At 35.4% G+C, this 13064-nt stretch carries 15 protein-coding genes; 6 read left to right on the top strand and 9 right to left on the bottom strand.

From position 1 onward, the window contains the following. Positions 1-5 precede the first annotated feature (5 nt). Positions 6-260, bottom strand: a complete 255-nt coding sequence (locus RTP99_RS18835; protein ID WP_000859488.1) for a biotin/lipoyl attachment domain-containing protein — start codon at positions 258-260, stop codon at positions 6-8. 274 nt (positions 261-534) lie between these two features. Here RTP99_RS18835 and RTP99_RS18830 point away from each other — a divergent pair, with 274 nt between their 5' ends. Together RTP99_RS18830 and RTP99_RS18825 are read left to right on the top strand one after the other, a co-directional pair. Beyond that, the gene (locus tag RTP99_RS18830) at positions 535-1938 is read left to right on the top strand and encodes a sigma-54 interaction domain-containing protein (protein ID WP_001258436.1); all 1404 of its coding nucleotides are present in this window, start codon (positions 535-537) and stop codon (positions 1936-1938) included. Between the two features lie 161 nt (positions 1939-2099). After that, positions 2100-2297 carry a hypothetical protein gene (locus RTP99_RS18825; protein WP_000063916.1) on the top strand — a complete coding sequence of 66 codons (198 nt, stop codon included), beginning with the start codon at positions 2100-2102 and terminating at the stop codon, positions 2295-2297. A gap of 50 nt (positions 2298-2347) precedes the next feature. Here the strand turns inward: RTP99_RS18825 and truA are convergent, their stop codons facing one another. The 6 genes from truA to RTP99_RS18795 all read right to left on the bottom strand — a co-directional run bounded on the left by truA (position 2348) and on the right by RTP99_RS18795 (position 8273). Then, entirely contained in the window at positions 2348-3085 is a 738-nt protein-coding gene (gene truA / locus RTP99_RS18820; protein ID WP_000553123.1) for a tRNA pseudouridine(38-40) synthase TruA, read from the bottom strand. Between the two features lie 56 nt (positions 3086-3141). Next, positions 3142-4521, bottom strand: a complete 1380-nt coding sequence (gene rlmD / locus RTP99_RS18815; protein WP_000615223.1) for a 23S rRNA (uracil(1939)-C(5))-methyltransferase RlmD — start codon at positions 4519-4521, stop codon at positions 3142-3144. A gap of 10 nt (positions 4522-4531) precedes the next feature. Continuing rightward, positions 4532-5395 (bottom strand): DNA-3-methyladenine glycosylase family protein, encoded by an 864-nt coding sequence (locus RTP99_RS18810; RefSeq protein WP_000269445.1) that lies wholly within the window; start codon positions 5393-5395, stop codon positions 4532-4534. Between the two features lie 59 nt (positions 5396-5454). Then, complete coding sequence (gene pdaA, locus RTP99_RS18805; RefSeq protein WP_000681212.1) at positions 5455-6237, bottom strand: delta-lactam-biosynthetic de-N-acetylase; 783 nt, start codon at positions 6235-6237, stop codon at positions 5455-5457. A 126-nt stretch (positions 6238-6363) separates the two neighbouring features. Continuing rightward, complete coding sequence (fumA, locus tag RTP99_RS18800; RefSeq protein ID WP_000413517.1) at positions 6364-7884, bottom strand: class I fumarate hydratase; 1521 nt, start codon at positions 7882-7884, stop codon at positions 6364-6366. Positions 7885-8090: 206 nt separating this feature from the next. After that, positions 8091-8273, bottom strand: a complete 183-nt coding sequence (locus RTP99_RS18795; protein ID WP_000513558.1) for an SE1561 family protein — start codon at positions 8271-8273, stop codon at positions 8091-8093. Between the two features lie 213 nt (positions 8274-8486). Here RTP99_RS18795 and yfkAB point away from each other — a divergent pair, with 213 nt between their 5' ends. Continuing rightward, the gene (gene yfkAB, locus RTP99_RS18790) at positions 8487-9614 is read left to right on the top strand and encodes a radical SAM/CxCxxxxC motif protein YfkAB (RefSeq protein ID WP_000156010.1); all 1128 of its coding nucleotides are present in this window, start codon (positions 8487-8489) and stop codon (positions 9612-9614) included. A 35-nt stretch (positions 9615-9649) separates the two neighbouring features. Here the strand turns inward: yfkAB and RTP99_RS18785 are convergent, their stop codons facing one another. Together RTP99_RS18785 and cax are read right to left on the bottom strand one after the other, a co-directional pair. After that, positions 9650-10447: a YfkD famly protein gene (locus tag RTP99_RS18785; RefSeq protein WP_014893338.1), complete on the bottom strand. Its 798-nt coding sequence runs from the start codon at positions 10445-10447 to the stop codon at positions 9650-9652. 81 nt (positions 10448-10528) lie between these two features. After that, positions 10529-11584 carry a calcium/proton exchanger gene (gene cax / locus RTP99_RS18780; RefSeq protein ID WP_000482144.1) on the bottom strand — a complete coding sequence of 352 codons (1056 nt, stop codon included), beginning with the start codon at positions 11582-11584 and terminating at the stop codon, positions 10529-10531. Positions 11585-11763: 179 nt separating this feature from the next. On the opposite strand from cax, the gene RTP99_RS18775 reads away from it, so the two are divergent. From RTP99_RS18775 to RTP99_RS18765, 3 genes are all read left to right on the top strand, one after another. Beyond that, a complete protein-coding gene (locus RTP99_RS18775) occupies positions 11764-12180 on the top strand; it encodes a pyridoxamine 5'-phosphate oxidase family protein (protein ID WP_000550218.1) in 417 nt (138 codons plus the stop codon). Between the two features lie 155 nt (positions 12181-12335). Beyond that, positions 12336-12482 (top strand): BH0509 family protein, encoded by a 147-nt coding sequence (locus RTP99_RS18770; protein ID WP_000817786.1) that lies wholly within the window; start codon positions 12336-12338, stop codon positions 12480-12482. Positions 12483-12627: 145 nt separating this feature from the next. Next, positions 12628-13056 carry an EamA family transporter gene (locus RTP99_RS18765; RefSeq protein WP_000100306.1) on the top strand — a complete coding sequence of 143 codons (429 nt, stop codon included), beginning with the start codon at positions 12628-12630 and terminating at the stop codon, positions 13054-13056. The last annotated feature ends 8 nt before the right edge of the window (positions 13057-13064 follow it).

Here is a 13064-nt window from a genome sequence, read left to right as displayed (position 1 = left end):
TAGTATTAATCACTACCTGTTATTAAAAGATCATCCCTCACTGTTATTAATAACTTTTTATTAGCGATAGCTTGTCCTTCTACTACTTCTAATGACTCGATATACCCACTGATTCCTACCTTAATTTCTACTTTCTGTTTATCTATTGTTTCAATTAACGCTAATTTCTCCCATTCGTATACGTAAGAATTTTCCGTAACAAATAACTTCTCAACTTTCCCGTAACAAGGACTATACACGCCTTCTATAACCGTCTTCACTTTATACACTCCTCCTTCTTATTAATTGGTACTGAAACGTTGCATATCCCTCCTTTAGAGATTTCAACTATTCTTTATGCAAAATGCGTACCAATCTTAAATTCCTATTTAAAATGGGGGTTCCTCACAAAAAAATCTTCATAACCGCAAATTTTTTCTACCGTGTAAGAAGTTTTAAAAGGAAAATCGCAAAAAAATTTTGCGATTTTATAAGAATTTTAATAAAATTATAAAAAGTCAGTCTTCATAGGGTGAAATGAGGAGAAGATAATCTATGCGTACAGAAGAAATTAATTTGAAACAGATCATTGAAATGAATATGCTATATGAAACTTTGCTCAATGAACTCGATATCGGGATTCATATTATTAATGAGGAAGGTAAAACGATTATCTATAACCGTAAAATGATGGAAATTGAATCAATGGAGCGCTCAGATGTGCTATATAAAAGTCCTTTAGAAGTATTCGCATTTGAAGAAAATAAAAATAGTACTCTTATAGAAGCATTAAAATTAGGAAAAACAAACAAAAATATAAAACAAACTTATTTTAACAATAAAGGGCAAGAAATTACGACGATTAACGATACTTTCCCAATAATAGAAAACGGGAAAATTAAAGGCGCTATTGAAATTTCAAAAGAGATGAATCACTTAAAGCAAACAATAAAAATGGACTCTTCCCGAAAACAAAACACTAAATTTACCTTTGATCACATAATTGGTGATTCTGAAGCCATTCAATCCACCATTGCGGAAGGAAAAAGGGTAATTCGCACATCATCCTCCATACTTCTCGTAGGAGAAACAGGAACTGGAAAAGAACTATTTGCACAAAGTATCCATAATGAAAGTCAACGTTCGGGCAAACCATTTATTTCGCAAAACTGTGCCGCTATACCTGATACACTCATGGAAAGCTTATTATTTGGTACGAACCGCGGTGCATTTACAGGAGCTATCGATAAAGCCGGTTTATTTGAAGAAGCAAACGGAGGAACTTTGTTATTAGATGAGATCAATTCGTTAAGTCCAGCACTTCAAGCGAAGTTACTGCGAGCTATACAAGAAAAAACAATACGAAGAATCGGAGGCACACAAGAAAAAGAAATTGATGTTCGTATTATAGCAACTATTAATGAAGACCCTCTTGAAGCTATGAAACACAATCGATTGCGGGAAGACTTATATTACAGATTAAGCGTCGTTACTTTATGTCTCCCGCCTTTACGTGAACGAAAAGAAGATATTCCAGCTCTTGTTCAGCACTTTATCGAAAAGTACAACATTCAATTTGGACTCGGCGTAACAGATGTAGATATACATGTAAGAGAATTCTTATATGCATATGATTGGCCTGGAAACGTACGAGAATTGGAACATGTCATTGAAGGTTCAATGAATTTAGTTGAAGATGAAAATATCATTACAGCGTTTCACCTTCCCACTCGCTTTCGCGAACGAATAAAAAAAGAATTCAATATGCAACCTCTCCTAACTAATAACGATACTGATGCGCCAAAAACGTTAAAGCACACAATAGAAGCAATGGAAAAGAACTACATCACTCAAATTTTGAAAGAGTATCACGGTAATATTTCACAAGCTGCAAAGTTTTTAGGATTAAGTAGGCAAAACTTACAATATCGAATTAAAAAATTGCATTTACACATATAAAATAAGACGTTAATCAGTGGAGATTTTGTCCATCTTCCACTGATTACTAGCCTAACTTTTATTTCCTACTAAAACCGCATTAAATTTTTTCCAAGTACAAATAAACATTTGGTAAAATATGCTACAATAAACATATAACATACTAGAAAGGAACGATATATATGAGTAATGATAACAAATTAAAGTTATTACAATACTTAGCCTTCTTCCCTACCATTGTATGTATGATGTTACTAGTTGATATAAACGCCTATCCTTATGCAAAACTATTAGCAACAATTAGCGGCTCTTTTGCAGCTATTATGCTTGCTGCTTTTTGGAATTTGAAGATACGTATGAAGAAAGAAAAATCTTCTTAACGCCAAAACATAAAAAATCGAGCCTACACAGCTCGATTTTTTTATTACTATTAAAACTCAACATTCTCCAAATACAAACCACTCGCCTCAGCAAGGCAATTAATCTGATTACGTTGTTTCGCCTCTAAAATCTGTGGAATCGCCTCTGCATCTAATTGTCCTAACCCAACTTCAATTAATGCTCCAACAATTTTTCGGACCATGTTATGAAGGAATCCGTTACCACTTACTCTAATTTGTACAAATCCTGCTTCTTCCATCACTTCAAGTGTATATACTTCTCGCACCATAGACTTTTTCTTTGATTTTGCATTTGAAAAAGCAGTAAAGTCATGTGAACCAACTAAATGTTTCGCGGCTTCTTTCATGCTTTTCACATTTAATTTTTTATTCACATGCATGCTGTATTTACGCATAAATGGGTTCGTGTGCTCTTCATTCCAAATTTTATAAAGGTATGTTTTTGCTTTAGAATTGTAACGGGCATGGAATCGATCATGTACTTCTTCTACATTCGTAATACTAATATCATTAGGTAAATATTGATTTAAATATTTTTTTACTTTATGTTCCACTAACTTCTCATCACTTTGAAAGTTAGCAACTTGATTCAAAGCATGCACACCAGCGTCTGTTCTACTACAACCGATAATTTCAGTTTCTTTTCCGACCATTTCAGAAATGACACTTTCGATTTTTCCTTGAATCGTATTATCGTTATTACCGAGACGCTGCCATCCTTTAAAACGTGCACCGTCGTACTGAATCGTTAATTTATAATTGTGCATAATATTCTCCTTCATAGAAAATATTCCCTCATACCATGAGGGAATATTAATAAACTTTACTTTCTAACAAGCTTCACTACATTTTCTACATGAGCTGTATGCGGGAACATATCAACTGGTTGTACATATTCCACTTCATAGCTCTTCATTAACGCTTGTACATCACGTGCTAATGAAGAAGGGTTACAAGATACGTAAACAACTTGTTTCGGCTTCACTTTTAAAATTGTTTCCAGTAATTTATCATCGCAACCTGTACGAGGTGGATCGACAACAATTACATCTGGACGCCATCCTTCTTTTACCCATTTCGGTAACCATTGTTCAGCTTTACCTGCTTCATATTTCGTATTTGTAAATCCGTGACGCTTCGCATTTTTTCTTGCATCTGCAATTGCTTCTGGAATTACATCCATACCACGTACTTCCGCCGCATCATTTGCAAGCCAAAGTCCAATTGTACCAACGCCACAATACGCATCTACAATTTTCTCATTTCCAGTTAAGGCAGCGGCTTTTTTCGCTTCATTATATAAAACAACCGTTTGTTCTGGATTCAACTGGAAGAATGCACGTGCTGATAATTCAAATGATAAATCACCAAGTGTTTCTTGAATTACTTCTTTTCCAGCTAATTTAAATGTTTTATCACCAAAAATAACAGATGTTTTACGCCAGTTTACATTTTGCATAATTGATTTAACAGCTGGCATCTGTTTTTGTACTTCTGCAATAAATTGTTCTTTATTTGGCAACTCTTCTTTTGTTGTAATAAGTGTAACTTGTACTTCCCCTGTTTGAACTGCAGTACGTGTCACAATTGTACGTACTAAACCTTTTTGTTTTTTCTCATTGTAAATAGAAACATTTAATTTTTCTAAAATACGTCTTACAACTTTTGTCGCTTCATTCGTTGCTTTATGTTGAATCATACAATGAGCAATATCAATTAACTGATGTGAATTTTGTTTATACAGTCCTGTAATAACCTTTTCGTCTTTACGCCCCACTTGTAGTTGACTCTTATTACGATAATGCCATGGATTTTCCATGCCTAGCGTCGGACGAATTTTCTCTTCCAAACCGTTGTTCATATACTTCTGGAATGCTTGTACAACGATATCACGCTTTTGATTTAATTGTTCTTTATAGTCTAAATGTTGCAATTGGCAACCGCCGCACTCTTCATATACCGGACATGGCGCTTTCACGCGATGTGGTGAAGCTTTACGAACCTTTTTCACTTTCGCTTCAGCGAAGCCACGCTGAATTTTCGTCGTTTCAGCAACAACTTCTTCTCCTGGTAATGCCCCTGGAATGAAGACAACTTGTCTCTTAAAATAACCAACGCCTTCTCCGTTAATCCCAAGACGTTTAATTGTCACAGGAAACGTTTGACCAACTTCCAACTTACTCTCATGTTGCTTTTGTATCATTATTACACCTCTACTCTATACTTTTCCATAAATATAACGCTGCATAACTGCAGTATGGTTCACACTCTTGTTTCACGTTTTCTAAAAATGCATCATCAGGTTTATCATCTAATTGAAATACACCTTGTACTGCACGCTGAATCCCAATGTCTGCTTTCGGAAACATATTTTTCCGTCCAAGCCCAAACATTAAAAAGTTTTGCACTGTCCATGCACCAATCCCCCTAATTGGTAACAATTGTGCTGCAACTCCTTCTTCTGTTTCGTTTTCTATTCTAGTTAAATCTAACTTACCACCTATAATACACTTTGCTAATCCTACCATATATTCAGCTTTTCGCTGACTAAACTTCTGCTCTCTCAATTCCTCTATTGAAATATTTGCTACTATTTCTGGAGTGGGGAAAAAGAATACACCGTTCTTCTCTGTTCCATATCGTTTCACAAACTGTTCTGTTAACACAGTAGCAAATTTCAAATTTATTTGTTGATGAATGATACAGCGAAGAAGACAAGCAAAATAATCAAATTCTAAAATAATTGGAGTATAAGCATATGTTTCAAATAGTGGACGTAATGATGTGTTTAAAAAATGATTTTGTATATCTTGAAACGGTTCATTCCAATGAAAAATGGCCCTCATTCGTTTCATGACTTTCTCTGAATCTCCTGTCTGACTAGAAATCCAAAACTGTGGATTTTGAACAGTACCAATCCCTTGCAGACGAACAACAATCTGTTCCTCGTCTATACAAAGCGGGACATAAATAACTTTCTCATCTAATTGAATGACGTTAAGAGGATCAAAAGATAAACGTTTTAATACTTCTTCAAAATGATACGGATACTCTAACGTAACATGTTCGCTCCACATACGTTTCCCCATCCTTTTTACACATCATTATAGCATGAGAAAACCGCAAGCATACATGCTTACGGTTGATTGCTTTTTACTAAGTCATCTAGACTTTTAAAATGATACCCTTTCTCGCGCAAATCATCAATGATTTTTGCAAGTGCTTCTGCATTATCTTTTGATATGGCATGAAGTAATAAAATAGATCCTGGATGAATCATCGTCATAACATTATTATGCGCATATTGCCATCCTCTTTGCTGATCTACTTTCCAATCCAAAAATGCAAGTGACCAAAATACATTATAGTAGCCCATTTCTTTCGTAAGGGCTAACGTTCTTTCACTAAATACGCCGCGCGGGGGACGTACATATTTCACTTCTTTTTGCCCAGTTACTTTTTTAATTTCTTCCGTTACACTCGTTAATTCTTCACGAAGTTTCTCATCGTTTACCGCTGTGAAATCAGGATGGCTCCAAGAATGGTTTCCAATAATGTGTCCTTCATTCTTCATTCTTAACAATAAATCTTTTTGTGTTTTAATGTAATGCCCCGTTACAAAGAAAGTTGCTGGTACTTTTTTCTCTTTTAATACGTCTAAGATTTTCCCTGTGTATCCATTCTCATAACCATTATCAAATGTTAAATAAATATCTTTTTTCTTCGTATCCCCTAAATAAAAACCGCCATTTTTTTGTAGTAAATCTGTATATAACTTTCCTGCATCTGGTACTGTTTCATTTTTAGGGCGCGGGATTCCCCAGTTATGTGGAGTATTTGTATAAGCTAATGCCGAAACTGGAACAAGTGCCATCATAATTGAAAAAATGAGACCGATATATAACCATTTATGTTTCATAAATAGTCTCCTTTCCATATATAATCGTACTTGTAGTTTCTGTTGCTACGCATTCTTTCATGCTGAACATGTTTTTCTATATATACCAAAAAAATGCATCTCGAATGATTCGAGATGCATTTTTGTTTACTTAAATACTGGCTCTTTAAAGCTAGCTAATTTTTCAAGTGATGTTTTATCAACATCTGCATGTAAGCTATTACCGTGGGAATCCATTGTTACAACTGCTTTAAATCCATCGATACGTAAATGCCACATTGCCTCTGGAATACCAAATTGTAAGAAATCAACATCTTTCACTTCTTTAATACATTCAGCATAATATTGCGCTGCACCACCAATTGCGTTTAAATATACACCGCCGTGTTCTTCTAAAGCTGCTAATGTTTTCGCACCCATACCGCCTTTTCCAATGACAGCTCTAATACCGAATTTCTTCATAATGTCACCTTGGTACGGTTCTTCACGAATACTTGTCGTTGGACCTGCCGCTTTAATTTGCCAATTGTCATTTTCATCTTTCACAACAACTGGACCACAGTGGTAAATAATTTGCCCATTTAAATCTACTGGACAATCGTTATCCATTAAATGCTTATGAATTGCGTCACGACCTGTATACATCATGCCATTAATTGTTACAACATCACCAACGCGAAGTTCACGAATTTGCTCTTCTGTAATTGGTGCTTGTAATACAATTTCACGTTGCTCTGTTTTTTCTTGTACTTCTTGCTCCAGTGTATCTTCACCTTCTTGATATAACCAATCCATAATTTCACCTGTTTCAGGATGGATTGTTACGCCAAGGCGGCGATATGCCCAGCAATTATACGCCACAGATACGTAGAAACTAGCTGGCAGACGGTTATATACGCCAATTTTACAACCAAGTAAAGTTGTTTCTCCACCAAATCCCATCGTACCAATGCCAAGCTTATTCGCATTTTCTAATACGTACTCTTCAAGTTGTTGTAATTCTGGGATTGGATTAACATCATCTAATGTACGGAATAATTGATTTTTTGCTAATTCGTAACCTGATGTGCGGTCTCCCCCGATACCAACACCAATTACACCTGCACTACATCCTTGACCTTGCGCTTGATATACTGCATGAAGAAGGCATTTACGAATCCCCTCTAAATCACGGCCAGCTCGTCCAAGTCCTTCTAGTTCGCATGGTAAGCTATACTGAATATTTTTATTCTCACAGCCACCACCCTTTAGGATTAAACGTGCATCAATATAATCTTTTTCCCATTGTTCAAACTTAATTACCGGTGTACCTGGTCCTAAATTATTTCCACTATTGTCTCCAAAAAGAGAATCAACAGAATTTGGACGAAGTTTACCATCTTTTGTCGCCCGCTCAAGCGCATTATAGATGGCTTCCTTCAACTTTAATTGGTTCACACCAACTGGTGTATAAATTTTAAACGTTGGCATCCCTGTATCTTGGCAAATTGGCGAGATGTTATCATCAGCCATTTTAATATTATTTGTAATTGTGCCAAGTGCCATCGCAGAACGAGTCCCTGCATTTTCTCGCTCTTTCGCTTGTTGAATCGCACGACGAACATCTTTCGGTAAGTTCGTTGACGTTTCAACAATTAGTTGATACATGCTTTCTTGAAGCTTTTCCATTGTTACTTCCCCCTCAATTGTGAACGCTACCAAAACGTTATGAGCTGAAAATTTCATTGTTATGCTCTTTCACTTTTTATTTGTTTCACGCTATTCAAGCATAAATGAAATTTTTCACAACTTGATTATACCTCTTTTTCTATCGTCCTTCTATTATCCACACAGAAAAAGGCTACCAAATTGGAATTGGCAGCCTTTTTAATATATTATTCGTCTTTTTTAAATTGCTCACATTTTAATTCTAATTCATCTAACATTGCAAGAAGACGATCTACATCTTCTAATTCTACTTCTTCAGGTTCAATTGTATCAATTACTTCAATGAACATATTTAAACGTTCCTTTAAATATACTAATTGTGTATCTTTATCTTGAATTGCTTTTCCCATGAAGGCACTCTCCTTTTAATTCGAGTTGCTTTTATTATACCGCAAAAATGATTACAATGGGTATGTAATTTCATCAATTTTGTCACGGTTATTCACTATAATGTAAGCCCTCTCTCTTTTTCCTCTAAAAAGTTTCACTTTATAAAAAGTACATATTCTTCTATTATAGAGAATGGACAAATTGTTATTTCAATAGTCAAAGGAGTATTTCATATGACGATATCACAAAAAATGAAGCCGATTACTCCTTCTTACGATCCATGGGAAGCGTATATGGACCTTGAAGAGTACGGCAAACTACTATTAACAAATGTTGAGTTTACAACGACGACGTTATGCAATATGCGCTGTGAGCATTGCGCTGTTGGTTACACGTTACAGCCGAAAGACCCGAATCCGCTTCCGATGGATCTTTTATTAAAACGATTAGATGAGATTCCTCATTTACGTTCTTTAAGTATTACTGGCGGAGAACCTATGCTTTCAAAAAAATCCGTCGACAACTATGTAACACCACTCTTAAAATATGCCCATGAACGAGGCGTTCGCACTCAAATCAACTCAAACTTAACTATAGATTTAGCACGTTACGAGCAAATTATTCCTTATTTAGACGTACTGCACATTTCTCATAACTGGGGAACAATTGATGATTTCGTTGAAGGTGGATTTGCAATGATGGAGCGTAAACCTACGTATGAACAACGTGCAAAGTTATTTGAACGAATGATTACAAATAGTAAAGCTCTATCAGATGCAGGTGTACTTGTATCTGCTGAAACGATGCTGAATAAACGAACTCTACCACACATTGAACATATTCATCGTCAAATCGTTGACGAAATGGGATGTAAACGTCATGAGGTTCACCCAATGTATCCAAGTGACTTTGCGAGTAATCTAGAGATTTTAACAAAAGCTGAAATTCGTGATGCAATTGAGCATTTACTAGAAATTCGCGATGAAAATGTATGGATGTTATTTGGAACTTTACCTTTCTATGCTTGTAGCGATGACGAGCGAGACATTGCCACATTTAAAAAATTACAAAAGAGCAAAAATGTCACAGTTCGTAATGATCCGGATGGCCGTTCTCGTTTAAATGTAAATATTTTCGATGGAAATATTATTGTAACGGACTTTGGTGATGTTCCACTTCTAGGAAACATACAAACAAATACGTTACAAGAAGCGTATGAAAAATGGAGCGCTTCAAAAACAGCAAAATCATTAAGCTGTCACTGTCCTGCAGTAAAGTGTCTTGGACCAAATGTTCTTGTAAAAAACAGCTACTATCCGACAGAAGATTTCTTATCAAAAACAGCAAATATTACATTATAAAAAAACGTCAGCTTATAAGCTGACGTTTTTTTATGTTATTGCGAGTGAGAAGAAGAAATGAATTTAAAATACAAATGATCATGAATTGGAATAGCCGCTCCAATTCCTTGAGAAGTAATATTTTTTACAACGAGCCTTTTTTGATTTCCCTTTAATACAAGGTATACTTCTCCAAATGTTACTTTCCCTTTTTCATTTACTGCTGGTGTATAAGCATATAAATATCCAAGTTGACTCGGACTAATGTTATACACACGTTCATGTCCTGTGCCATAACCAATAGTCGTTTTAAATGAAAGCGGCAATTGTACCTTTTCAAGTGCTTTGAGAAGCATCATTTTCTTCACATCTGCAGCATCTTTCATATCTGCTGTTAAATCGCCTTCAACCGTCTTTTGCGTTTCTTGCTTATAGCGTAGCGGATATAGGCGATCTCCTCCTCGATTATCATACACATTGCGATTTACTTGTTTATATTCCCAATTGATTGATGTATCAACCGATTCATAATGCAAAGCCCATTGACCTAAATAAATCTTCGCTCGGTACCCTACCGCAAGCGGCGCATTCGAAATTGTCGTTTCATTAAACATTCGAATTAAGTCTGGGTTTTCGATTTTAATATTCGCTGTTTTCAATAGTTCTTGAGCAAACTTACTCGGCTGCAAACGCGGTAAATCTTGCGCATCATTCGGAAACGTATTGTCTTTAGAAATATTTAAAACAGATGAAGGCATTTTTGTTTCTACCGTTGTCTTTGCAAAACTCATGTTAGGAAATAATAGAATAAACGAGACCATAGTTGAAAGACATATGCTGTATACTCGTTTCACCTGTCTGGCTCCTTCCTATGTAAAGGTATATATACTACTTTGTTTATTGTTTTCTCTGGGCACAATTGTTATGCCTATTTTTCATAATAAATAAAAACCAATTCCCATAATGACATACGCTGCTAATAAAGTCCCACCTTCAAACCAATTTGTATCTCCATCATTTGAAATCGCAATCGTTAAGAAAACAGCTGTAATCATAGAAACAAGTTCTGGTATCGTAAATACTAAAGGCATCCTTTGCGTGAAGAACATAGAAAGCAGTACTAATACAGGAGCAACAAACATGGCAATTTGTAATGTAGAACCTATTGCAATCTCAACTGCAATGTTTACTTTATTTTTATACGCCATAATAATTGCAGATGCATGTTCCGCTGCATTCCCGACAATTGCGACGATAATAACCCCTATAAATAGTTCTGACCAACCAAATGATTTTGCAACTGTCTCAAATGTATGCACGAGCGCCTCTGACACATACGCTACCGCAATTGTTGCTATCGCTAAAATGAGTAATGCTTTCCCTTTCGACCACTCTGGTTCTTCCTCATGAGCGACTTCATCACTTTTATGCTGATATACACCACGGTGCGTAACTAACTTAAATAGCAATGCAGCAAGGTACATAATAATCATAATAATCGAGACACCTATACTTAACTGATACGTCTTTCCAGCGTCCATCTTCATTGAAAAAATCTCTGGAATAACAAATGCTACTACTACAGCAAAGATTAATAAAGCCGAATTATGCCTTGCATCATACACATTAAAACTTTGTCTTTTATATTTAAGCCCTCCCACAAAGAAGGATAGCCCTCCTACTAATAATAAATTTCCAAGTACAGAACCCGTTAAAGAAGCTAACACTACCTCAATTAATCCTGCCTGAAGTGCAAAAATTGAAATGATTAGTTCAACAGCGTTACCGAAAGTAGCATTTAATAATCCACCTATTCTAGGACCAGATACAATTGCCAAACTTTCTGTCGCTCTCCCCATAAAACCCGCTAATGCGATAATCGTAATACAATACACAGCGAACATAATTGTTTGAGGCCAATGAAGTGTTTTCCCAAGTACAGACAGTGGTACACCTATAAGCGCTACTATAAGAAATATTTTATTAAACATGCTTTTCATCCTTCCATCGTATGTATTTCTCCTCGATATTATTATTATTCTTCTCCTAACTTGTCCGATTTCATCACAATTGCGTTTAAAAAATCGGATTGAAGAAAACAGTATGAAAGATATTTAAATTATCTTGTTGAAACAGACAGAATTATAAATTATGAAAAGGGGTTAAAATTATGCACTTAAAAGAAAAAATCGCAACTATTATTCAAGGTCAACGTACCGGTGTATTATCTACAGTACGAAATGAGAAACCTCATAGCGCCTTTATGATGTTTTTCCACGAAGATTTTGTACTATATGTTGCAACAGATCGACAATCAAAAAAGATAACAGATATTGAAAACAATCCAAATGTACATATACTACTTGGTCGTGAAGGAAAAAAATTAGATGAAGATTATATCGAAGTGGAAGGCTTAGCCTCCATCGAGGAAGATTCCACATTAAAAAACAAGTTTTGGAATAATAGCTTAAAGCGTTGGTTACTCGGTCCTGAAGACCCTAATTATGTACTAATTAAAATCAACCCCGATACAATTTATTACATCGATGGTGCCGGTACGACGGAGCCCCAGTTTTTACGACTATAAAGTGAAACAAGCCCCCCTTTAGGTGGGCTTGTTTTGTCGAAAAGTTCTTCTGAAAAAAACAATAAAATAGGTGGAACTTTCTAAAGATTCTGTTATATAATAGCATTAACTTAAATAAACTGTATTAAAACAGATTGAGAGGAGAAATAAAATTGATGAAAAGAGAAGAACGTAAAAACATGATTGAGTTTATCGAAAAGAAAAAAGGGATTGAGCGTGACGAATTATTGTTTATGACAGATGATGAAGTAGAACATATTTATAATGTAACGTACTTTTTATATGAAGAAATTGCAGAGTAGTATAATAATCCCCACCTTATGAAAAATATAAGGTGGGGATTATTTCGTTATCTATCCAGCTCTTTGCGAGGCGGTAAAACCCCATTCACTTTATACGTGAGAATGATTTTCATGTATAATAATGTAAGATTGGAGGAATTTTACTATGAGTTCATGGCTCTTATTCGCACTATTATCAGCAATTGCTGCTGCCCTTGTATCTATTTTCGGTAAGATTGGTTTAGATGGAATCGATGCCAATGTTGCTACGACAGTTCGTTCTATTATCATGGCATTATTTATGGTAGGCGTTATTATTATACAAGGTAAATTTCAAAATATTGGCGACGTACTTCTAAATAAAAAAGCACTGCTTTTTATCACATTAAGTGGAGTTGCAGGTGCTTCGTCATGGCTATTTTATTTTCTTGCACTTAAAACAGGAAAAGTTTCACAAGTAGCTCCTGTCGATAAATTAAGCGTCGTATTTTCTATCATTCTCGCTATGATTATACTCGGCGAAAAATTAAACTTTATGACTGGTATTGGTGTTGTCTTTATTACAGCTGGTGTACTATTTATTGCTTTCAGCTAAAAAAACCG

The sequence above is a fragment of the Bacillus sp. (in: firmicutes) genome (genome assembly GCF_031983925.1).
Lineage (GTDB): Bacteria > Bacillota > Bacilli > Bacillales > Bacillaceae_G > Bacillus_A > Bacillus_A pacificus.
This window is presented reverse-complemented; position numbering and strand designations above follow the sequence as displayed.